Origin of the sequence: Acinetobacter sp. F-1, from assembly GCF_022869025.1 — a bacterium.
Lineage (GTDB): Bacteria > Pseudomonadota > Gammaproteobacteria > Pseudomonadales > Moraxellaceae > Acinetobacter > Acinetobacter pseudolwoffii.
The window spans coordinates 140,282-162,139 of record NZ_JAJKFX010000007.1; the positions used below are offsets into that span (position 1 = coordinate 140,282).

A 21,858-nucleotide genomic window follows, 5' to 3' on the forward strand; every position below is an offset into this window, starting at 1 on the left:
CAACTTGCTGCCGATGCTATAGCTTAAACATTCCCAGCATGGCAAGGTCAAGTCTTTCATTTAAATATTTTAGGAAAGATAAAGCGGTATTGCGATTGGATGCTCATCCAAGAACCAAATAAAAGCCCGAAGATGACTTCGGGCTTTTATAGCAGTGTTTAAAATATTGAATGCATCAATTTTATTCGGCAGAAATATCTTCAAACAGAACCGAAGACAGGTAGCGTTCACCGCCATCTGGCAAAATCACCACAATATTTTTACCCGCATTTTCAGGGCGTGCAGCCAGTTGTGCCGCTGCCGCCATGGCCGCACCACTTGAAATGCCGACCAAAATACCTTCCTGAGCTGCAGTTTTGCGTGCCCACTCGATTGCCTCTGCGCTATTAATGGCAATCACTTCATCGACCAGATCTAAATCCAGGTTGCCCGGAATAAAGTTGGCACCAATACCTTGAATTTTGTGTGGTCCCGGTGTCAGCGTTTCGCCGCGTTTGGCCTGACCAATAATTGCAGATTCAGCAGGTTCCACCGCCACCGAATATAGAGGCTTATTTTTAACTTTCTCAAAGTAACGCGAAATACCGGTAATGGTTCCGCCTGTTCCGACACCTGCGACCAGAATATCGACATTGCCCGCCGTTGCTTCCCAGATTTCTGGGCCGGTGGTTTCTTCATGAATTTTAGGATTGGCCGGATTTTCAAACTGTTGTGGCAGGAAATACTGCTCCGGGTTCTCATTCAACAGACTCTCGGCTGCTTCAATCGCCCCTTTCATGCCTTTGGCCGGATCGGTCAAGACCAGATTGGCTCCTAAAGCTTTGACTACTTTACGGCGCTCAATACTCATGCTTGAAGGCATGGTGAGCGTCAGTTCATAACCTTTAGCGGCTGCCACAAAGGCCAATGCAATACCGGTATTGCCACTGGTGGGTTCAACAATGTGCATACCGGGTTTGAGTTTTCCAGATTTTTCTGCATCGTTAATTAATGCTGCACCAATACGACATTTGACTGAAAAGGCCGGATTACGGCTTTCAATTTTGGCAAGTACAGTCACCGGAGCTGAAATTACACGATTAATACGAACTAGCGGTGTATTTCCAATTGCGTCTGCATTATTACTATAAACCGCTATCCCTAAATTATTTGGTGTTGGAAAAGCTGAATCTGTACTCATGATGATATCCCTGATGTTATTGGTTTAAGTCATTTAAACATCATACAAGCATTTTTTTCGTTTGTAGATGTTTGATGGAATTTGCACTTGATCGCATTAATTTAAACCAAAATATTTTTTAAATAATTCGATGATTTTATATTATTTATCAACGTTTAAAATATAACTTTAACTAATATTTAACCTGATTAAAACCAGATAATATTTAAATATTATATCAATGTATTAATCATCGAGCCCCTTATAATGTGCGGGCTGTAATTTTATAATGGACATATGAGATGAAAACCGATTTTGAAATCACGACTATGCGCGATTCAGCAGAACAGGTCGTCGGCATTTTAAAATCTCTGGCCAATACTGACCGTCTCCTTATTTTATGCCATCTCTCTCAAGCGGAACTGAATGTTTCACAAATTGAAGATATTACCGACATTAAACAACCGACACTTTCCCAGCAACTGATGATGCTGCGCAAAAGTGATGTAGTGAATACCCGTCGGGATGGTAAACAGATCTATTATTCAATTAAAGATCAAAATTTGATTGTGGTATTGACTACGCTTTATCAGCTGTATTGTGCGAATCAAATTAAATAGTTTATTTTTAAACACTATTTAACGCCAAAACACACTTCTCTACCCCATTGATCTGGCAGAAATAACGACTTTGTAGAAAATCGCTATAGCTGCTTCAAGAAAATGGAGGCCAGACCTAGCTGATTTATTTTAAAAACATAAATCATCACAAATTCGACCCCTTAAGATTTCTTAGCAGAATTTGTGCATAATATATCTATATTTGTGATTTAGACCTTTTTATGCCAAATTCCAAGTCTAAACTTCTGCATAGACTGCCTGCCTGGGCATGGTTAAGCGACTATACGCCGGTCAAATTTAAATCCGATGTGCTGGCCGCACTGATTGTCGTGGCGATGCTGGTTCCTCAGGGGATGGCTTATGCCATGCTGGCCGGTTTACCACCGATCATGGGCTTATATGCCAGCATCCTGCCGATGATCATTTATGCGTTGCTCGGTGGCAGTCCGACTTTATCGATTGGCCCGGTGGCGATCATTTCAATGATGACTTTTGCCACGCTCAATCCACTGTTTGAAGTCGGCTCACCGGTCTATATCGAAGCTGCGACCTTATTAGCACTCATGGTCGGTATTATTTCCCTGCTCTTGGGATTATTCCGTTTCGGTTTCTTAATTCAGCTGATCAGTCATCCAGTCATTCAGAGCTTTATTATTGCCTCGGCATTATTAATTGCTTTTGGACAATTGAAGTTCTTGGTCGACCTACCCTTAAAAGCCAATAACATTCCAGAATTTACAACAAGTCTTCTGGAGTATCTGCCGCTCCTGCATTTACCAAGCCTGTTATTTGGCCTGTTGTCGATGGCTTTACTGATCTATCTGCCCAAGTTGCTAAAATCTCAGGCAGTACAAAGCCGGATCGGCTCTACAGATTTTCTGGTACGGGCTGTGCCTCTCATTCTGGTATGTCTCGGGATTGCAGCGATTGTATTTCTGAATTTAAAGGGCCAAGGCATTAAAACAGTGGGTGCAATCCCGTCCGGTTTTCCGCCCTTGTCTTTTCCGCACTGGAACTGGGAACTGGTCATGACCTTGTTACCGGGTGCCAGCATGATCGCCATGATCAGCTTTGTGGAATCACTGTCAATTGCTCAAGCCACAGCCTTGCAACAACGCAGTCATTTAAACAGTAATCAGGAATTGATTGCCTTGGGGATTGCCAATATCAGTGCAGGCGTCAGTTCAGCCTTTCCGGTTACTGGCAGTCTGTCGCGTACCGTGGTCAATGCCGATGCCGGTGCCAAATCCCCCATGGCAGGAGTTTTGTCCTCCATTCTGATTATTTTCGTCAGCCTATTCTTTACCGGATTTTTTGAAGATCTGCCCCTGACCATTCTGGCCGCCACGATTATTGTTTCCATCTGGAAACTGGTCGATTTTCGGCCTTTCTTTGATGCCTGGCGTTATTCTAAAGCCGATGGTATTGCCATGTGGATTACCTTTCTGGGTGTGGTGCTGATTGATATTTCCACTGGTCTGATTATTGGGATCATATCGACGTTTATCCTGATGTTATGGCGAATCAGTCGTCCGCATATTGCAGTGCTCGGACTGGTCGAAGGTACACAGCATTTTCGTAATATTCAGCGTCATCAAGTCAGTACCTCCGATCGGGTGCTGTCACTGCGGATTGATGAAAATCTGACTTTTCTGAATGCCAATAGCTTCAAAGGTTATCTGATCAATCAGATGAGCCTGAATGACAAGTTGCAACATGTGATTTTAAATTGCTCCAGTATCAGTGCCATTGATTTAAGCGCTTTGGAAATGCTGGAGGATTTAAATGCGGAATTGGCCAAACTGAACATTCGACTGCATTTTGCCGAAGTGAAAGGCCCGGTGATGGACAAGCTACAAGCCTCGAAGCTGATGATTCATCTGAGTGGCCACATTTATCTGACTCATTTTCAGGCAATTCGGGACTTGGCTCCAGAAATCTTTGAGCAGCATAAAGACTATACGATTTAGGACAGCAGATCGTTAAACTTATGGCCGGAGATTCAAACCGGTCATGACGCCAAACTTTTTTAAATTTTCAAATATAATTTGAATTTATCGATTTAACTTTGATATTTATTTCATGAATATAACTTTAAAAGAGATGATTTATTCATCATCTTTAGATTGTTTTCTTAAATAAAAGCATTCTTTTATATTGATTAATTTTAGAATAAATCAATTATATCAATAACTTGTTTTTTATATAAAAATATATTTCAAGCCTTGTTTAAATTAAGTATAAAATAGCGCAACTTTTTCCCAAATTTAGCCCTCGTAATTTTCACAAGGCAATCTTATGTTTTCTGCCCTTATGCGTATGAGCCTAGTCTCTCGAATCATCATCGCCATTATTTTAGGTGTAGGTGTGGCTGTGGTATTTCCCGAAGCTACTCCCTCATTAAGCCTATTGGGTGACCTGTTTATTAAAGCCTTGAAATCTGTTGCACCGATTCTGGTTTTCATTTTAGTTTTAGCTTCTATCGCAAATTTTAAAGTGGGGCAATCCAACACCGCCATTAAACCGATTATGATGATGTATGCGGTAGGTATGTTCCTTGCTGCACTCAGTGCTGTCGTTTCGAGTATGTTATTTCCAAGTACGCTGTTTCTGGATATTGCTGCGCAAGCGGACTTACAGCCACCTGGCAGTCTGGTAGAAATCCTGAAGAATCTGCTGCTTAGCTTTGTCGCCAACCCGGTCGTTGCCATTGCTGAAGCAAATTTCATTGGCGTTCTGGCCTGGTCTGTGGCATTGGGCATCGCCTTCCGTCATGCATCGGATACCACCAAGACCCTTTTGAATGATGCCGCCTTTGCGGTTAATTATGTGATTCGTTTAGTGATCAGTTTTGCGCCTGTGGGTATTTTTGGTCTGGTTGCGGTGACTTTTGCTGAATCCGGTCTGGATACGCTGACCAGTTATGCACATTTACTTGCGGTACTATTAGGTACGATGGCTTTTGTTGCACTGGTAATTAACCCGATGTTGGTGGCTTTAGTGACGCGTCACAACCCCTATCCACTCGTCTTTACCTGCTTGCGTGAAAGTGGCATTACCGCCTTCTTTACCCGTAGTTCGGCCGCCAACATTCCCGTCAATCTGGATCTGGCAAAACGTCTAGGCGTCAAAGAATCGACCGCAAGTATCGCAATTCCTCTCGGTGCTGCGATCAATATGGCTGGGGCATCGGTCACCATTACCGTATTGTCACTGGCAACGGTAAATACCTTGGGCATTAGCGTAGATTTCACCACCATGCTGATTCTTTCCGTAGTAGCAAGCATCTCGGCATGTGGTGCTTCAGGTGTGGCCGGTGGTTCATTATTGTTAATTCCTGTGGCCTGTGGTCTGTTCGGTATTTCTTCGGATATCGCTATGCAAGTGGTCGCGATTGGTATGGTAATCAGTGTATTGCAGGATTCTACTGAAACTGCTTTAAACTCGTCTACGGATGTTTTATTTACCACAGCAGTAGACCGCGCATCAAATTGATTTTATATTGAATAATCAATATTTTTTGCCAATGATGTTATTATGCCATTACAGCGTTTACCTACCTGGATACAATTAGGGGCGTTCTTTCTTGCGGTGAATGCCGGCATGATTAACGTCCTGGGTCTGGTGACGGTATTACACCAGTCTGTTTCACATATGACCGGTAATGTCAGTATGCTGGCCATGGCGCTGCTGGACTGGCAGCCAGACATGATGCTATATCTGCTTCTGGTCACACTCTGCTATGTCATTGGTTCTCTGTATAGCGGGCTGATTCTAGGAAATAGTCACTTTCGCTTGGGACGACTTTATGGTTACCCTTTAAGCCTGGTGGCTTTTTTTATTCTGATCTGCTGGTTATTATTGCCATATTTCCCGCGCTATGCCCTGTTATGGGCCTGTGTCGCGATGGGTCTGCAAAATGCCATGGTCAGCCATTATAAAGGTGCCATTATTCGCACCACGCATTTATCTGGTGTACTGACCGACCTTGGCTTGGCCATGGGTTACCGTTTACGCGGCTTAGATGTAGAACCACGCCGAGTCGTTTTACATTTACTTATTTTGCTCGGTTTTTTAAGCGGTGGTATTCTTGCCAGCTGGCTTTATCCTTATTTAAAATTAAATGCATTCCTGATCCCGGCAGGGCTGAGCCTGATGCTCAGTCTGATTTACTGGGTGATTTATTTACGTTATCGACATCAACACGATTAATTTCTGGACATTCTCATGGTTAAAAATGCATTGCAGGCACAATTGTTAAAGGCAGGTTTGGTCGATAATAAAAAAGCCAAAAAACTGTCTAAACAGGCTGTGCATGAAAAACGCACCGGTGATAGCACCGAGGCTGAAATCAAGGCGAAGATTGAGCAAGACAAGCAGCAGAAACTGGCCAAAGACCAAGCCATCGAGTTAGAGAAAAAAGCGGCCTTACAGGAAAAAGAACTGAAAGCCGCGATCATCCAGATGATTAACCAGCACAAAATCCGCGATACGGATGGTGATGCGGTGTATCAGTTTATTGATGACAGCAAGATCAAGAAGGTTTACCTGAACCAGCAGATCTATAATGCACTGGTGGCAGGCAGTCTGGTGATTGCACGTGAAAATGACAGTTATGTGTTCTTGCCTAAGGCTTTGGGAGATCGTATTAATGCCAAGATGCAAGGCTTTATCATTGTGAATAATTCAGAGAAAAATGAACAAATTACCGATGAAGAAGATCCGTATGCAGCCTATGTCATTCCGGATGACCTGATGTGGTAAGTTATTATTAGTATTTGATATCATACTAAACCGGCTTAGGCCGGTTTTTTTATATCAGATCACAGTCTAAAAGCTATTTCAGGTAAACACTTTCCAAAGATATGTATTAAAAGTTTAATTAAAATTAAAAAACTCAGCTTAAAGCTATAAACTCTTTCACAATTTTAACAGTGTGAGAAAAGATAAGTTGGAACAGTTTAAGCTTGTCCAGAATATACAAGTGTGGGCAGATCAATATCCCTGGCTAGAAATGCTCTCTTCATTGAGCATTGTGATTTTACTGGCAATTATTGCAAATTTATTTGCCAAACAAGTCGTTGTTCGCGGAATTCGTAAACTGATTTCCAAAATGCCTTTTGCACATAATGAAATCATTGCTGAGCATAGCGTGATCCGCCGTATTGCCAATATTGTGCCGGCCATTGTGATTATGAATGGAATTACCACCGTTCCGCATTTATCAGACAAGGTCGAGACCTTTATCCAGATGGGTGCGCAGGCCTTTATCTTCCTGACCATTGCCCTGGCGATTGGCGAATTGCTGAATATTTTTAACCTGATTTATCAGCGCAATCCGAAATCGCGTAACAAGCCGATTAAAGGCTATTTGCAACTGGTCAAGCTGATCATCTTCATCGTTTGTGGTTTGATGATTCTGGGGACTTTCCTCAAGAAAGATGTCTTTACCTTGCTGGCCGGTTTTGGTGCCATGGCTGCGGTACTGATGCTGGTGTTCCAAAATACCATCCTATCGCTGGTGGCTTCGGTACAGATTTCCTCTTATGACATGGTGCGTATTGGTGACTGGATTGAAATGCCATCTTTAAATGCGGACGGCGATGTCATTGATATGTCATTACACACTATTACCGTGCAGAACTTTGATAAAACAGTCACCACCATTCCGACCAATAAACTGGTGACGGATACCTTTAAAAACTGGCGTGGCATGCAGGAAGCCGGTGCGCGCCGGATTAAACGTTCCATTCATGTCGATCAGAGCAGCGTGCATTTCATGTCAGCTGAGGAACAGAACAAGCTGAAAGAATTTATTCTGCTGGATCAATATCTAAATACCAAAACTGAAGAACTGCAGCAATTTAACTTGCAGCTCAGCCATCATTCGCAATATAACCAGCGCCGTCTGACCAATCTGGGGACTTTCCGTGCCTATGTGGAGTTTTATCTGCAACAGCATCCGGGAATTAGTAAAAATCACTCGCTGATGGTTCGTCAGTTACAACCGACCAGTGAAGGTTTGCCTCTGGAAATTTATGCATTTACCAATACCACGGTCTGGGTCGAGTATGAAAATATCCAGTCGGATATTCTGGATCACCTGTTGGCGATTATTCCTGAATTTGGCCTAAAAGTGTATCAGGCACCTTCAGGTTTCGACCTCAAGGAATCTTTTAGCGTTTCCTGAAAAGCTGCGACAATCTTCAAATAAAATAAAAGCCTGAAACTGGCTACAGTTTCAGGCTTTTTAATTGGTCTAATTAAATAAAAATATAAAAAACGACAACTTAAACAAATATTAGATTGGATATTGAGATGCTCAGGCTGAGATTACAGACGCTTGCGGCTGCATCAGTTCTTGTAGCATTTTATAAAAATCATGTTCTGAGTCAAACTGCTCTTCACAGATCCTTTCGCCGTTTAGTAATAAATGATGATAGCTTTGATGCTCATAAATCACCGTGTTCAGAAACTGTGCACCGGGCATATGCTTGAGCAGGTGCTGTGTCTGTTTCATTTCTGCAAGTTGCTGCTGTTCAGGAATCTTATTCAATACCGTATAAATTTTTAATTGAGTATTATATTGTGCGATCCCAATCGCCAATTGCACCAGTTCGGTTTCAAGTTGAATATCTTCTGGATTGATGGAACTGGGAATAATCAGCTTATCTGCATGTTTCAGGACTGAACGCAAGGCAGATGTATCCTGCCCGTCAATATCAACAATAATATAGGCGAACTGCTGTTTCAGTAGTTCCAGACGATGATCCAGACTACGACCATCTTGTTTTAAGATATCCAGATGCTCGAAAGAAAATTGTTTATTTTTCAGATTTGCCCATTCATAACCATACGGTTCCAGATTGGCATCAATTAGCAAGGTCGCGCCTTGCACACGTAATAACTCATTGATATACATCGCAATCGTGGTTTTTCCTGAGCCTCGTTTACGGCTGGCCACTACCCAAATACTCATCTTTAAGCTCTCTCGTTTTTGATTCTTTTTATGAGGAAAAATGGTTTAAACTTTAATATAATTATGGATTTAGAATTACGTATCTGGCATGAAAAGTAAAGTCTGATTTGGATAATAATTTTGTGGCTATTTCATCTAATCCTAGGCTTAAAAAAATTCAATCCTTTATAATCACTACAAAGCAAAATGCATGATAAGAGTACGATAATGTTTCGATGGCTTGAAAGACTGGTTGATCCCTATCCCACCAAAAACCTGAATCAACCTTTACCGACCAAGTTTTTTCCATTTGTCTGGCAGGCAGCCTACGGTGTGCGCCGTTATTTGCTGATTCTGGTGCTGTGTACGGCCGGTGCTGCCAGCTTTGAAGCCTTACTCTACTCAAAAATTGGCGATCTGGTAAATTGGCTCAGCAAAAGCCAGCCAGATACTTTTCTGGAACAACATGCCAGCAACCTAACCTTGCTGAGCATTATCCTGCTGGCCAATATTTTCTTTGCCAGTGCCCAATCCCTGATCAAGCACCAGATTTTGTATAGCAACTTTCCGATGCGGTTACGCTGGCGCTTTCATAATTTACTGATGAAACAAAGTCTGGATTTTTTCCATAATGATTTTGCCGGACGTTTATCTGCCAAAGTCATGCAAACGGCGCTGGCCATCCGGGAATTCTGGGTCATTTTGGGAGATATGCTGGCCTATGTGCTGATTTATTTCGTCACCATCAATATCGTTTTAGGCAATATTTCTCCCTATTTAGTTATCCCTTTGATGGTGTGGCTACTGCTATTTATCTGTGCGGCCTGGTACTTTATTCCGCGTTTAAGCAAGATTTCCAAGTCACAGGCCGATGCGCGTGCCGTCATGACCGGCCGTGTCACCGATGCCTATACCAATATCCAGACTGTCAAGCTGTTTGCCCATGCTGGCCGGGAAAGCCAGTATGCTAAAACCTCCATGCAGGAATTTATGGTCACGGTTTACAAACAGATGCGTCTGGGGGCTCAGTATGAAATCAGTATTTTATTTCTGAGCATTATTCTCTATGGCGGTGTGTTGGGTACGGCCATCTGGCTATGGATGGAAGGACAGGCCGAATTGGGCATTATTGCAGCCACCACGGCCATGATACTCAAACTGAACAGTATTGCCGAGTTTATGATGTGGCAGACCTCTGCCCTGTTTGAAAATGTCGGGACCATTCAGGATGGTATGAAAACTTTAGGCCGCAAGATTGCCATTGAAGATAAACCCAATGCCAAAGAGCTACAGCTTCAGCATGGTGAAATTAAATTCGACAATGTCAGCTTTGCCTATAATGATAAAAATGTCATTGACCAGTTTAACCTGACCATTCGCCCGGGTGAAAAAATCGGGATTGTGGGACGTTCAGGCGCAGGTAAATCGACCCTGATTCAGTTATTGCTGCATTTTTATCATCTTGACCAAGGTCGTATTTTAATCGATGGGCAGAACATTGAAGATGTGACGCAGGACAGTTTGCGTAAGAACATTGCTTTAGTGACTCAAGACACTTCGCTGCTGCATCGTACCGTTGCAGAGAACATCAAATATGGTCGTCCTGATGCAACCGATCAAGAGATGTATGAAGCGGTACGTAAAGCCAAAGCAGAAGAGTTTATTCCTCATCTGACCGACTTACGCGGCAAAAGAGGCTATGAGGCTTATGTCGGTGAGCGTGGTGTAAAACTTTCTGGTGGTCAACGTCAACGTGTTGCAATCGCACGGGTATTTCTAAAAGATGCACCCATTTTGATTCTGGATGAAGCCACCAGTGCGCTGGATTCTGAAGTCGAAGCGGCCATTCAAAACAGCCTCGATGATCTGATGCAAGGCAAAACCGTAATTGCCATTGCGCATCGTTTATCGACAATTGCCCAGATGGATCGCCTGATTGTAATGGATCAAGGCAAAATTGCCGAGCAAGGTACCCATGATGAACTGGTAGCATTAAATGGAATCTACGCCCAGCTTTGGCAGCGTCAAACGGGCGGATTACTGATACAACAACAGATCAAAGCAACGAAGGATCGTGAATAATGCTGTATTTGGAAGATTTGAACATCGCTGACCGCTTTAGCAGCCGTAAATATCATATGGGACTGGAAGAAATTCAAAATTTTGCCCGGGCTTATGACCCACAAGTCTTTCATACTGATGAACAGCAAGCTGCAGCCCATCCGGTATTTCAGGGAATTGCCGCCAGTGGCTGGCATACTGCGGCAGTGGTTATGCGCTTGTGGACTGAATGTTTTCCTGTGGCTTATGGGCTCATTGGTTCAGAGTCGCATCTGCGTTGGCCTTGTCCGACCCGCCCCGGGGATGAAATTCACGTCGAAGTCGAAATCATGGATATTCAGCCCTCCAGAAGCAAAACTGATCGTGGGATCGTTAGCTACCAGACGCAGGCATTTGACCAGCATCATAAAATGATTTTTAGTTCAACCACTAAAATTGTGGTATTTAAACGAGGATTTTCTCCGGTTTAAATTGATTTTTAGGCGAAATTCAGGCTAATCTGCCACAATGATTGTGGCAATAGCCAAAACTTTGTCCAACAATTTTAATGAAAAAAATGGCAGTTTCATGCCAATATCAGACCATAAATAAAAAAATTTAAGTGAGTGCAACGGATCGCGCATGAAAACAATTGCTCCACGCCAAGATCATGGAATTCCAGGTGTATACGCTCTTTTGCTGCTCGATGTCATTTCCCGCTGGGGATATAATGACGAATCGTTGTTCAAGCCCTTTGGCCTGAGTACGGAGCAGCTGGCGGATCCTGATTTTCGCATCCCGACACCTGTGGCCAATGAACTGGTCAAACATGCCCTCAAGCTGAGCGGTGAACCGACACTTGGTTATCATCTGGGTACCCAGATGCGGATTTCTATTCATGGTTTTATTGGCTATGCAATCATGACGGCCAAGGATATTACCGATGCATTAGTACTGGCCAACCGTTTCATCCAGCTGCGTATGCCCTTTTTACAGCTATTCTTTTCGACCTTTGGTGCCAAAGCCACAGTCCAGTTGCAAACCGATATTCAGTTAGAGCCCTTACGCACCGAAATCTCGATTGCACTGATTTTTGGCATGATCAGTATGGCCAAGGCCATTACCGGAATTGATTATGCCGCTGGAGAAATCGATTTTGATTTCAAAAAACCGGAAGGCTTTGAACGCTTTATGGCCAAATTTCCACATCATCAGTTTCGCTTTGAACAGCCGCATTTGATCTTGAGCTTTGATAAGAGCTACCTGATGAACAAGTTGGTACATGCCGACCCGATTGCCAGCCAGATTGCAATTAACCAGTGTGAAACTGAACTCTCGGCCTTGGGGGAACGCCACCGGATTGCGATGCGGGTCCGTGATATTCTGACCCATTCCGAGCAGCATTATCTGAGTATTGAAAGTGTGGCAGATCGTCTGCATATGTCCGACCGCACCCTAAAACGTCAGCTGGCGGCTGAAGGTACCTCTTTTTCTACGCTGGTCGATGAAGTACGCTACCGGCATGCGACGTCGTTATTGTCCCGGACCGACTTTAGCTTGGAACAGATTGCTGATGAACTTGGTTATAGTGATGTCGCCAATTTTAGCCGGGCATTTAAACGCTGGAGTGGTCGCAGCCCGAGCAACTGGCGCAAAGATCCTTATTTATAAAGGGTCATAAGCCTTTTGTTTTGGCCAAAAAGAATGTATAAAACATGTCAAAAATGATCTAAAGATTTTTAAGGAGTTATCAATGAATCATCCTTCAGAATTAAAGTACGCAAGTACGCATGAATGGGTACGCATTGAGGGTGATCTTGTTGTGACCGGTATTTCCGACCATGCACAGGATGCATTAGGTGATTTGGTCTATGTAGAAGCACCAGATCTTGATTCACACATCACTGCGGGTCAGCAAGCCGGTGTAGTTGAATCGGTCAAAACTGCGTCTGATATTCATGCACCTGTTTCTGGTATTGTCGTTGAAATCAATCCTGATCTTGAAGATGATCCTGATTTTATTAATGACGATCCCTATGGCAAAGGGTGGATCTATAAAATCAAACCAGACAATATGTCAGATGTTGAACACCTGCTTTCCAATACAGCATATGAAGCTGGCCTATAAACCCGCTTATATTTAGAAAATCAGCCTGCGGGCTGATTTTTTTTACGCCATAGATATTGTTCAGCTTTCCCAATCGGCTTCAATTACATATATTCATATTAAAATATTATTGTATTTTTCACGTATATTTCCTAAAGTACTGAACAGGGCGCGCTGCACTCCTGAATATGCCACACTTATTTATAACAATAATTTTCCATTCTAAGACCAGCGTCTCATCACCCATCATTTTAGGATAATCATGAATGCCATTGTAGCGCCGTTATGGACCAAGTCATTTGTACTGTGTCTGGCCAACAACCTGTTTTTATTTATTTTCTATTTTGCGCAAACCACAATTTTGCCGATTTATATCTTAAAAGAATTAGGTGGTAATCTGACCCAAGCTGGTCTGGCCATGACCTTATTTATGGTCTCTGCCATTGCAGTACGTCCTTTTAGTGGCTTAATTATCGAAAAATTTGGCATACGCAAAACTTTAATTGTCTCAGAAATATTTTTCAGTCTTTTTTCCTTAGCTTACCTGCTCGCTGATCAGCTCACGATTCTGTTTATCATCCGTTTCTTGCATGGCATCTGGTTTAGTATTCTGACCACAGCCTGTGTGCCGGTGGTCAACCAGTTTATTCCAGAACAGCGTAAAGGCGAAGGCATGGGTTATTTTGTCATGTCTGTCAATCTGGGAATTGTCCTGGGGCCTTTAATTGGTCTGAGTTTAATTGAATACTGGTCTTATTTTCAGGTCAGCACCTTGTTGATCGCTTTGGTTTTTATCGGCTTTATCTTCTGTTTACTGATTCCGGTCAAAGAGCCTGAAAAAATGATCGACCACACCGACAAGAAAACATCACTAGGGCTGACTGATTTTGTCGAAAAGAAAGCACTGCCTGTGGCAGGACTTGCCATGCTGATTTCCTTTTCTTATGCCAGCATCATGTCTTTTATCGCGCCATTTGCAGCCAGTAAGGATTTAATGGCCTATGCCGGTTTATTCTTTGTGGTATTTGCAATTTCCATGATGAGCCTGCGTCCGATCACTGGAAAAATTTATGACCGCAAAGGTCCACAATACGTGATTTATCCGGCACTGCTGGCTTTTAGTCTAGGTCTGTTTTTACTGAGCCAGATTCAGACTTTATGGGGATTTATGCTGGCTGCGGTTCTGGTCGGAGTCGGTTTTGGTAGTGTGCAACCGTGCATTCAAACCTTAGCCATTCAACGTGCACCAAAACACCGGATTGGCTACGCAACTTCGACTTTTTATACCTGCTATGATCTGGGTATTGCCATTGGCTCAGTCCTGATCGGTGCTATCATTGCCGCTTATAGTTATCAAACTGCTTTTGTGATTTGTGCTGTCTTGACCCTAAGTAGTATGGGATATTTTCATCTGGTGGTTCAGGCTAAAGCAGTCAAAAATAGCTAACCCAAAACAGGCAGAATTCAAATCTACCTGTTTTGATTGTGCTTCAAGACACTCTTTATTCAGCTACATTTTGATTTTCTGCTGATTTTTCTTCAGGTTTTGGTTCTTGTAGCATAGAAAACTGCGTACTTTCTCCGACTGCTGCATTATCCTGACGATTACTTTTCAGCTTGATCTGTAAGCGTAATTCATTGGTGGAGTCGGCATTGCGTAACGCTTCCTCATAAGAAATTTCGCCCTGGTTATACAATTCAAATAAGGCCTGGTCAAAGGTTTGCATCCCCAATTCACGGGATTTTGCCATAATCGCTTTCAGCTCATGAAACTCACCTTTCAAAATCAGGTCGGAAATCAATGGTGTATTTAACATGATTTCAATCGCTGCACGACGGCCTTTACCATCCTGCGTCCGAATCAGACGCTGGGAAATAATCGCCTTCATATTCGAGGATAAATCCATCAATAACTGATTGCGGCGTTCTTCCGGGAAGAAGTTAATAATCCGGTCTAAAGTCTGATTGGCATTGTTGGAGTGCAAAGTTCCCAGACAAAGATGCCCGGTTTCGGCAAAAGCAATCGCATGTTCCATGGTTTCAGTATCACGAATTTCCCCGATCAGAATCACATCGGGTGCCTGACGCAAGGTATTTTTCAGCGCATTGTGCCAGGAATGACAGTCCACACCGACTTCACGATGCGTAATCATGGATTTTTTATGTTTATGTACATACTCCACCGGATCTTCCACGGTAATAATATGCCCGGCTGAATTTTCATTGCGGTAGTCAATCATCGCCGCGAGCGAGGTTGACTTTCCTGAGCCGGTTCCCCCGACCACCAGCACCAGACCACGTTTCTCCATAATCACATGTTTAAGTGAATCAGGAAGTTTGAGCTTCTGGAAATTTGGAATTTCTGCGGTAATAGTACGAATCACCATACCAACATTCAGTTGTTGCTGGAACACGTTAACCCGAAAACGCGAAACACCCGGCACAGTGATAGCAAAGTTGCACTCCAGTTCTGTTTCAAATTCCTTGCGCTGCTTTTGATTCATCAGGCTATAGGCAAACAGCTTGGTTTTTTCAGCCGTCAGTTCTTGCTGTCCAAAAGGCTTCATTAAACCCTGATGTTTAATACTCGGTGGAAAGTCGGCGGTAATAAATAAATCTGAACCACCATATTCGACCACTTTGGTCAGCATGTGGTGCATGAATTTTCGTGCTTCTTCTAAGAGCTCTGTTGCAAACATCAAGATCCCCAAACAACCTGCCATGACATTAAATTATTGAAAAAAAGGTTATATATTCAAATGGATATATTATCTTTTAATTGTGTAGGGATTTATAAGAGGACACAAACAGATTTTATTTATTTTATAAAATTTATCACCTTATTTGTGTGATGTATTTCATGTTAAGTCAATTTACTGGGAAGCACTTTAAGCTTCTAAAATAAAAAGCACTTTCACCAAACCTGTTCAGAGAAAGTGCTTTTAAAGCTTTATGCACTGCGTTTTAGACAGCGAAGCGATAAATGCTGAGCAATGCCAAGCAACAACTGTTCAGTTTTTGCCCAGCCCAGACATCCATCAGTAACTGACTGACCATACACCATCTCTGCAGAAATTTTCTGGTTGCCATCCACCAGATGACTTTCCAGCATCACGCCGCGAACATTGGTCTGCAGGCGTTCTGCGACGATTTGCTCCAGCACTTTAGCTTGCAGCATTGGATTTTTCGCACTGTTGCCATGACTACAGTCAATCACCAGTGCTGGCAATTCTGCTGAGTATTTCGCTTTGATTTTCTCGATTTCTGAGCACTGGTAATTCGGCCCACTGTTTGAGCCACGTAAAATCAAATGTGCTTTAGGATTGCCCTGAGAGTTTAAAATACAGGGTAAACCGGACTGACTCATGCCCAGGAATTGATGCGGATGAGAGGCAGACTGGATTGCATCCAGAGCAATCTGGATTGAACCGTCAGTGCCGTTTTTGAAACCGATGCTGTAGGGCATGTGACTTGAGATTTCACGGTGAATTTGCGATTCACTGGTGCGTGCACCAATGGCACCCCACGCCAGTAGATCATCAAAATAAGCAGTTGCCATCGGGCTTAAAATTTCAGATGCAATTGGCAAGCCCATTTCAATAATTTTAAGGTATAAAGCACGGGATTTTTCCAGGCCCAATTGCATATTGGAAGAACCATCGAGGTTCGGATCGTAAAGAAAACCTTTCCAGCCCACGGTCGTGCGTGGTTTTTCGATATAAGCACGCATGACCAGAAAAATTTGATCAGACACCTGAGCTTGTAGCTGTTTTAATTTTTCTGCATATTCTAAAGCCGAGGCTTCGTCATGAATGGAACACGGGCCTGTAACCACCATTAATCGATGATCCTTGCCTTCTAATATATTTTGAATGGTTTGACGTTGTTCAGCGACTTGATGAGCCAATTGCGCAGACAGGGGCAATTGCTGTTTCAGTTGCTGAGGTAAAGTTAAAATGGATTCAGCGTGATGTTGTTGTGATGTATTTAAGGTATTCATGACTTTAATCCTGGGACTGGCAATCAGTCCAAACTTTTATTTGAGCGTTATGGGTCTAATTAACGAGGTCGAGAGTGTCATGAGCTGACTAAAGTAAGACCAATAAAAGTTGTTAAAATATGAATAGTTAAAGTTTGTCATGGCTGTCTCCAAAGTTTTGTAAAAATGATAAGCATAAAAAAACCTGATCAGGGTTGCCGATCAGGTATAAACTGGTGGGCAACCTGTTCATTGCCCAAACGCATTCAGGCAATTATCTAAACTGCCAGAAATAAAAATATGCGTTTGAAATGATAGGTTGCTTTAACATGTTATGTCTTTCATAAAATGTGAATCTAAAATTAAAATACGCGGTCTCTGCGCATTTGACAAGCATTAAATATAAAAAAATATTTATTAACTTTTCTACTTTTATTTATCAATTTACTGAATAGTGTTGAATATCGATAAAATTGGCAAAACCTGTAAATTTAATATAGGTCTTGCCAATCAAACTTGTTTCAATACACAGATTAAAAATTAGTGTGTAACGCGATTCCAGGCATCACGTACCGCATATTTCGCCTGTTCCCAGTTTAAACGCGATTGGCCCTTCATCTGTTCCCATTTTACTCTAAGCTCAGGTTCAACATCTTCAAAACGGGTATTGGCATCATAGCTGCCGCGGTTTTCATAACCGACCCGATACGCCGTATCATAATCACGGTCATAATCCAGATCGCTATAGGTGGTACGAGCCTCTGAATAGTATGGTGTATTAATGGAATTATCACGCCAATAAGCTTGTTCTTCTGTTGGGTTCATTGCTTCGCCGACACCCTTACCTGCCAGACCGCCGACCACTGCACCAACAACCCCACCCACAGCTGCACCTACAGGGCCACCTGCTGCACCAATGGCTACACCTGCCGCTGCGCCACCTGCAGCGCCTACACCTGTACCAACAGGGTGTGCGCCCGGTTCACCGGTAATTGGATCGGCATTTAAATCATCACGCACATCTTTAGGAGAGTTTTTTATTACATCACGATCAAAATTATCATTCGACATAGCGCTTATCCTTATTTTTTAAAATGGTTTAATCACGTATTTTGATACGCTCTATTTAATATAAGCATCTCGAATGTAATGACATTAGCAGGCTTGTGTTGTTTAAGTGATTCTCTGTGACGCTTTCATGCACTAATGTATCCTGAATTAAGTGAAACGCGCATAAAAAAGACCGGTATTAAACCAGTCTTTTCAAAATCAAACGCTCACTTATTCAAAATGAATAACGGTACGAATTGATTTGCCTTCATGCATCAGGTCAAAAGCATCATTGATCTGTTCAAGCGGCATGGTATGCGTCACAAAAGGTTCAAGTTGAATTTCACCTTTCATAGATTGTTCTACCATGCCTGGTAATTGTGAACGACCCTTCACTCCACCAAATGCAGTCCCCATCCATTTACGGCCTGTGACTAACTGGAATGGACGGGTGGAAATTTCTTTACCTGCTCCAGCGACTCCAATAATCACCGACTGACCCCAGCCACGGTGCGCACATTCAAGCGCTGAACGCATTACATCAACATTACCGATACATTCAAATGAATGGTCTACGCCCCAACCCGTCATTTCTACAATTACCTGCTGGATTGGCTGATCAAATTCTTTTGGATTTAAGAAATCTGTGGCACCAAACTGTTTTGCCAGTTCAAATTTATCCGGATTGGTATCTACCACAATAATACGACCTGCTTTGGCCTGACGTGCACCTTGTACCACAGCCAGACCGATACCGCCTAAACCGAATACTGCAACACTGTCGCCTTCTTGGACTTTGGCCGTGTTATGCACCGCACCAATACCAGTGGTTACGCCACAGCCGAGCAGACACACATGCTCATGATTGGCTTCAGGATTGATTTTTGCCAGGGAAACTTCAGCAACCACTGTATATTCAGAAAAGGTTGAGCAGCCCATATAATGATAAATCGGCTCACCATTATAAGAAAAACGTGTGGTTCCATCCGGCATGACACCCTTACCTTGAGTTGCACGCACAGCCACACACAAGTTGGTTTTGCCAGATTGACAGAACAAGCATTCGCCACATTCAGCAGTATAAAGCGGAATTACGTGATCGCCCGGTTTCAGACTGGTGACACCTTCACCAACTTCGACCACCACACCTGCGCCTTCATGGCCTAAAATCGCCGGAAATACGCCTTCAGGATCTTCACCAGACAACGTGAATGCATCGGTATGACACACTCCGGTATGGCTAATTTTTACCAATACTTCACCTGCTTTAGGTGGAGCAACATCTACTTCCACGATCTTTAAGGGCTGACCTGGACCAAACGCAACCGCTGCACGTGATTTCATGTAAAACTATCCTTTTTTGCTGATTTACAGATGACTAACAGTAACCTCTTTCTATTCGGAGATTCAACTATTAACATCAGAAGATAAGGAATAAAAAATCCTATAATTAATGGAACATCAATGACTAACCCTTCACCTTTTGTTTGTTTGAACATTTTAACTTTGAGCATGATTCTTTCTGGCTGCGAACTGGCTGCAAATACTGCTGAACAAGCAGAAATCACGCCGGTTCGACCTGCGCACTGGATTGATAATCAAATTTCAAAACAGCAGATGAATGAAGGAAAAACCGCTTTTTTACCGCTCTATGATGGTTTTATGAGTATGGCCGCACGTTTGCACCTGATCAATAAAGCCCAATATCATCTGGATCTGCAATATTACATCTGGAAGGATGATTTTATCGGCAACATAATGCTGGCCCAGCTGTTAAAAGCCGCAGATCGTGGTGTCAAGGTGCGAGTGCAGATTGATGACCAAAATGGCACCCAGCTTGATGATAAACTGCTGGCCTTAAGCCAACACCCAAACTTTGAAGTGCGGATTTTTAATCCTTATAAATTCCGTCATTTACGTGCGCTGGATTATGGCTTTAGAATGAAACAGATTAATCATCGCATGCACAATAAACTGATCATTGCAGACGGTACCGCAGCTGTCACTGGTGGCCGTAATATCAGCAGTGAATACTTTGATGCCAGCGAAAATTTCCAGTTTACCGATGTCGATATTTTCTTTGCAGGTCAACCCGTCGAAAATGCCAATCAGACCTTCATCAATTTCTGGAATGATAAGCTGAGTTATGATGTTCGGCAGATTCTGAATGATTCAGGTCATCCGGAAATGTTAAAAAGGCTAAGAGCTGATTTTGCGCGCGAAGAAGTGGATGAAACTGAATTAAAACGCCGAGTAGGCATTGCCGAAAAACAAGTTGCAGAGCACTTAAAGAAACAACCCATTTACTGGGCACAGGCTTATTTTGTCGCGGATACACCCGCAAAAGCACGTCCTCATGCAAAAAATGGCGATTATATTTACACCCATATGCTTGAACTGATGGGCGAGCCGAAAAATCATCTGGAACTGGTCTCCTCGTATTTTATTCCCACACAAAAAGGCACAGATTATTTAAGTATGCGTGCACAACAGGGTGTCAAAATTAGAATCCTGACCAATTCTTTTCAGGCCAATGATGTAGCTGTGGTACATGCTTATTATCAGCAATATCGTCAGCAGCTCTTGAAAAATGGCATCGAACTCTGGGAGTTTAAACCGTATATAGTCCGGCCAGAACGGACTTGGTATGAAATTATGACTGGTGACATCATCCCGGCCAAAAATAAAAACAGTTCGAGTCTACATGCCAAATTTTTTGATCTGGATGGTATGGTGTTTGTGGGTTCATTTAATTTTGATCCGCGTTCAGCTTATCTGAACACCGAAGTCGGTTTGGTGGTTAAATCGGAAGATTTTCAAAAGGAAATCTCTAATGCGATGAATCAATTTTTACCGCGCGTGGCCTATCAGCTCAAACTAAATGAAAAAGATGAAATAATCTGGTTAGAGCATCAAAAAGATGGCCGTACTATTCAGCATGTACATGACCCTGAAACCACAAAATTTCAGCGTTTTATGATGAATCTGGTGACAAAATTCCCCGGGGAATGGCTAATGTAATGACATTGTAATGACTTTGGTGTTACACAACGTACAGAATCTATTTTCCGGGCATGGTAGCGTCAAGTCATCTGGCGCTATCATCGCTTAAAGGGTTTTACAGGCGATTAGCCTTGCTTTAAAATTCAACTTTTCCAATATTTTGCGATTTTTTCGCCCTCTACTCCCATGCAATTTTTTGATTTAAGCCGTCAGTTTAAATTCAGTGATATTCTGACGCCTGTAAAAACTCTCCATGATTTATCTCAGCAAGAATGGTATTTGGCCAAAATTCGGGTAGAACATGATTGTCTGTCTGAATCCGATATTATTCAGGGTCAAGTTGTTCTAAAATCCAGTGAAAATATACAGCTCGAGTTAGAGTGGTTGATTCACGATAGCGGTCATGATTTACAGGTATTATTCAAAGGTGTCGAAACTGAAGCGCTTGAAGAAACCTGCGTGATCTTAAAAGGCGCACAACTAGTCGATGAACAACAGCAATTGCTCTCTGCACAGGCGCTCAGTTTATGGATTGATGGGACGTTATTGCCGATGTTGCCAGAGATCCGTCAGGAAATTAAAACCCGTTTAAACCTGTGGGACTATGTGGAATATGATGGTTAATCGCCGAGTTTTCTATTTTTTAAAGAGCTCATGTGGCTCTTTTTTTATGATGTAAATAGCATTTTAGATTGATTAAATTGCCCTATCTTCAATTTTTTCAGACAATGCCAAGCTAAGTAAGTTGTTATAAAATTTATAAAAAATAATAAGAGAATCAAGACATGATTTCTGATAATGAATGGCATCAGATACGCCAAGTGGTCGCTGATGCACAACGGGCTGCCATGCATTGCTCTATTGCAACAGTCAATTGCAAAGGTTTTCCTAGTATTACTCCGATTGGAACCATATTTCTCAACAAAAAGACCAGTGCGGGTG

The 21,858-nt window shown here is 42.6% G+C and carries 19 protein-coding genes and 1 pseudogene; 14 read left to right on the forward strand and 6 right to left on the reverse strand.

Features of this window, described 5'->3' with window-relative positions; all coding sequences use genetic code 11:
• Positions 1-181 precede the first annotated feature (181 nt).
• Positions 182-1,180 carry a cysteine synthase A gene (cysK, locus tag LOZ91_RS08690; protein WP_005170784.1) on the reverse strand — a complete coding sequence of 333 codons (999 nt, stop codon included), beginning with the start codon at positions 1,178-1,180 and terminating at the stop codon, positions 182-184.
• A 281-nt stretch (positions 1,181-1,461) separates the two neighbouring features.
• Here cysK and LOZ91_RS08695 point away from each other — a divergent pair, with 281 nt between their 5' ends.
• From LOZ91_RS08695 to LOZ91_RS08720, 6 genes are all read left to right on the forward strand, one after another.
• Entirely contained in the window at positions 1,462-1,779 is a 318-nt protein-coding gene (locus tag LOZ91_RS08695) for a metalloregulator ArsR/SmtB family transcription factor (RefSeq protein ID WP_005170781.1), read from the forward strand.
• A 221-nt stretch (positions 1,780-2,000) separates the two neighbouring features.
• Positions 2,001-3,749, forward strand: a complete 1,749-nt coding sequence (gene sulP / locus LOZ91_RS08700) for a sulfate permease (RefSeq protein ID WP_244783046.1) — start codon at positions 2,001-2,003, stop codon at positions 3,747-3,749.
• A gap of 328 nt (positions 3,750-4,077) precedes the next feature.
• Positions 4,078-5,274 (forward strand): serine/threonine transporter SstT, encoded by a 1,197-nt coding sequence (gene sstT / locus LOZ91_RS08705; RefSeq protein WP_159515738.1) that lies wholly within the window; start codon positions 4,078-4,080, stop codon positions 5,272-5,274.
• 42 nt (positions 5,275-5,316) lie between these two features.
• The gene (locus tag LOZ91_RS08710; protein ID WP_005170772.1) at positions 5,317-5,991 is read left to right on the forward strand and encodes a YoaK family protein; all 675 of its coding nucleotides are present in this window, start codon (positions 5,317-5,319) and stop codon (positions 5,989-5,991) included.
• A 15-nt stretch (positions 5,992-6,006) separates the two neighbouring features.
• Positions 6,007-6,543, forward strand: a complete 537-nt coding sequence (locus LOZ91_RS08715) for a DUF2058 domain-containing protein (RefSeq protein WP_005096992.1) — start codon at positions 6,007-6,009, stop codon at positions 6,541-6,543.
• Between the two features lie 187 nt (positions 6,544-6,730).
• Entirely contained in the window at positions 6,731-7,969 is a 1,239-nt protein-coding gene (locus LOZ91_RS08720; RefSeq protein ID WP_005096993.1) for a mechanosensitive ion channel domain-containing protein, read from the forward strand.
• A 132-nt stretch (positions 7,970-8,101) separates the two neighbouring features.
• Here the strand turns inward: LOZ91_RS08720 and LOZ91_RS08725 are convergent, their stop codons facing one another.
• The gene (locus tag LOZ91_RS08725) at positions 8,102-8,758 is read right to left on the reverse strand and encodes a hypothetical protein (RefSeq protein WP_244783047.1); all 657 of its coding nucleotides are present in this window, start codon (positions 8,756-8,758) and stop codon (positions 8,102-8,104) included.
• Positions 8,759-8,965: 207 nt separating this feature from the next.
• Between LOZ91_RS08725 and LOZ91_RS08730 the strand changes: the two genes are divergently transcribed.
• The 5 genes from LOZ91_RS08730 to LOZ91_RS08750 all read left to right on the forward strand — a co-directional run bounded on the left by LOZ91_RS08730 (position 8,966) and on the right by LOZ91_RS08750 (position 14,331).
• A complete protein-coding gene (locus tag LOZ91_RS08730; protein WP_005096995.1) occupies positions 8,966-10,819 on the forward strand; it encodes an ABC transporter ATP-binding protein in 1,854 nt (617 codons plus the stop codon).
• Positions 10,819-11,268 (forward strand): MaoC/PaaZ C-terminal domain-containing protein, encoded by a 450-nt coding sequence (locus LOZ91_RS08735; RefSeq protein ID WP_005096996.1) that lies wholly within the window; start codon positions 10,819-10,821, stop codon positions 11,266-11,268. Before LOZ91_RS08730 ends, LOZ91_RS08735 begins: the two co-directional genes overlap by 1 nt.
• 151 nt (positions 11,269-11,419) lie before the next feature.
• Positions 11,420-12,448: an AraC family transcriptional regulator gene (locus LOZ91_RS08740; RefSeq protein WP_100354802.1), complete on the forward strand. Its 1,029-nt coding sequence runs from the start codon at positions 11,420-11,422 to the stop codon at positions 12,446-12,448.
• Positions 12,449-12,530: 82 nt separating this feature from the next.
• On the forward strand, positions 12,531-12,905 hold the full coding sequence (gene gcvH, locus LOZ91_RS08745) for a glycine cleavage system protein GcvH (RefSeq protein ID WP_005097000.1): 375 nt from the start codon (positions 12,531-12,533) through the stop codon (positions 12,903-12,905).
• A 241-nt stretch (positions 12,906-13,146) separates the two neighbouring features.
• The gene (locus LOZ91_RS08750) at positions 13,147-14,331 is read left to right on the forward strand and encodes an MFS transporter (protein WP_074382740.1); all 1,185 of its coding nucleotides are present in this window, start codon (positions 13,147-13,149) and stop codon (positions 14,329-14,331) included.
• A 55-nt stretch (positions 14,332-14,386) separates the two neighbouring features.
• On the opposite strand, the gene LOZ91_RS08755 is transcribed toward LOZ91_RS08750, so the two are convergent.
• The 4 genes from LOZ91_RS08755 to LOZ91_RS08770 all read right to left on the reverse strand — a co-directional run bounded on the left by LOZ91_RS08755 (position 14,387) and on the right by LOZ91_RS08770 (position 19,257).
• On the reverse strand, positions 14,387-15,583 hold the full coding sequence (locus LOZ91_RS08755) for a PilT/PilU family type 4a pilus ATPase (RefSeq protein ID WP_180049338.1): 1,197 nt from the start codon (positions 15,581-15,583) through the stop codon (positions 14,387-14,389).
• A gap of 251 nt (positions 15,584-15,834) precedes the next feature.
• Positions 15,835-16,884 carry a 3-deoxy-7-phosphoheptulonate synthase gene (locus LOZ91_RS08760; RefSeq protein ID WP_244783048.1) on the reverse strand — a complete coding sequence of 350 codons (1,050 nt, stop codon included), beginning with the start codon at positions 16,882-16,884 and terminating at the stop codon, positions 15,835-15,837.
• 519 nt (positions 16,885-17,403) lie between these two features.
• Positions 17,404-17,934 (reverse strand): hypothetical protein, encoded by a 531-nt coding sequence (locus tag LOZ91_RS08765; RefSeq protein ID WP_005097004.1) that lies wholly within the window; start codon positions 17,932-17,934, stop codon positions 17,404-17,406.
• Between the two features lie 210 nt (positions 17,935-18,144).
• Positions 18,145-19,257, reverse strand: a complete 1,113-nt coding sequence (locus LOZ91_RS08770) for an S-(hydroxymethyl)glutathione dehydrogenase/class III alcohol dehydrogenase (protein WP_159515735.1) — start codon at positions 19,255-19,257, stop codon at positions 18,145-18,147.
• Between the two features lie 120 nt (positions 19,258-19,377).
• Between LOZ91_RS08770 and LOZ91_RS08775 the strand changes: the two genes are divergently transcribed.
• From LOZ91_RS08775 to LOZ91_RS08785, 3 genes and pseudogenes are all read left to right on the forward strand, one after another.
• The gene (locus tag LOZ91_RS08775) at positions 19,378-20,934 is read left to right on the forward strand and encodes a phospholipase D family protein (RefSeq protein WP_100328581.1); all 1,557 of its coding nucleotides are present in this window, start codon (positions 19,378-19,380) and stop codon (positions 20,932-20,934) included.
• A gap of 168 nt (positions 20,935-21,102) precedes the next feature.
• Positions 21,103-21,540: a hypothetical protein gene (locus tag LOZ91_RS08780; RefSeq protein WP_005097007.1), complete on the forward strand. Its 438-nt coding sequence runs from the start codon at positions 21,103-21,105 to the stop codon at positions 21,538-21,540.
• A gap of 161 nt (positions 21,541-21,701) precedes the next feature.
• Positions 21,702-21,858 (forward strand): annotated as a pseudogene (locus tag LOZ91_RS08785) (pyridoxamine 5'-phosphate oxidase family protein); the annotation flags it as partial.

Bases quoted from the DNA above. Each gene is read 5' to 3' on its own strand.
- cysK (WP_005170784.1), bottom strand. From the start codon at position 1,180: ATGAGTACAGATTCAGCTTTTCCAACACCAAATAATTTAGGGATAGCG.
- LOZ91_RS08695 (WP_005170781.1), top strand. From the start codon at position 1,462: ATGAAAACCGATTTTGAAATCACGACTATGCGCGATTCAGCAGAACAG.
- sulP (WP_244783046.1), top strand. From the start codon at position 2,001: ATGCCAAATTCCAAGTCTAAACTTCTGCATAGACTGCCTGCCTGGGCA.
- sstT (WP_159515738.1), top strand. From the start codon at position 4,078: ATGTTTTCTGCCCTTATGCGTATGAGCCTAGTCTCTCGAATCATCATC.
- LOZ91_RS08710 (WP_005170772.1), top strand. From the start codon at position 5,317: ATGCCATTACAGCGTTTACCTACCTGGATACAATTAGGGGCGTTCTTT.
- LOZ91_RS08715 (WP_005096992.1), top strand. From the start codon at position 6,007: ATGGTTAAAAATGCATTGCAGGCACAATTGTTAAAGGCAGGTTTGGTC.
- LOZ91_RS08725 (WP_244783047.1), bottom strand. From the start codon at position 8,758: ATGAGTATTTGGGTAGTGGCCAGCCGTAAACGAGGCTCAGGAAAAACC.
- LOZ91_RS08730 (WP_005096995.1), top strand. From the start codon at position 8,966: ATGTTTCGATGGCTTGAAAGACTGGTTGATCCCTATCCCACCAAAAAC.
- LOZ91_RS08735 (WP_005096996.1), top strand. From the start codon at position 10,819: ATGCTGTATTTGGAAGATTTGAACATCGCTGACCGCTTTAGCAGCCGT.
- LOZ91_RS08740 (WP_100354802.1), top strand. From the start codon at position 11,420: ATGAAAACAATTGCTCCACGCCAAGATCATGGAATTCCAGGTGTATAC.
- gcvH (WP_005097000.1), top strand. From the start codon at position 12,531: ATGAATCATCCTTCAGAATTAAAGTACGCAAGTACGCATGAATGGGTA.
- LOZ91_RS08750 (WP_074382740.1), top strand. From the start codon at position 13,147: ATGAATGCCATTGTAGCGCCGTTATGGACCAAGTCATTTGTACTGTGT.
- LOZ91_RS08755 (WP_180049338.1), bottom strand. From the start codon at position 15,583: ATGTTTGCAACAGAGCTCTTAGAAGAAGCACGAAAATTCATGCACCAC.
- LOZ91_RS08760 (WP_244783048.1), bottom strand. From the start codon at position 16,884: ATGAATACCTTAAATACATCACAACAACATCACGCTGAATCCATTTTA.
- LOZ91_RS08765 (WP_005097004.1), bottom strand. From the start codon at position 17,934: ATGTCGAATGATAATTTTGATCGTGATGTAATAAAAAACTCTCCTAAA.
- LOZ91_RS08770 (WP_159515735.1), bottom strand. From the start codon at position 19,257: ATGAAATCACGTGCAGCGGTTGCGTTTGGTCCAGGTCAGCCCTTAAAG.
- LOZ91_RS08775 (WP_100328581.1), top strand. From the start codon at position 19,378: ATGACTAACCCTTCACCTTTTGTTTGTTTGAACATTTTAACTTTGAGC.
- LOZ91_RS08780 (WP_005097007.1), top strand. From the start codon at position 21,103: ATGCAATTTTTTGATTTAAGCCGTCAGTTTAAATTCAGTGATATTCTG.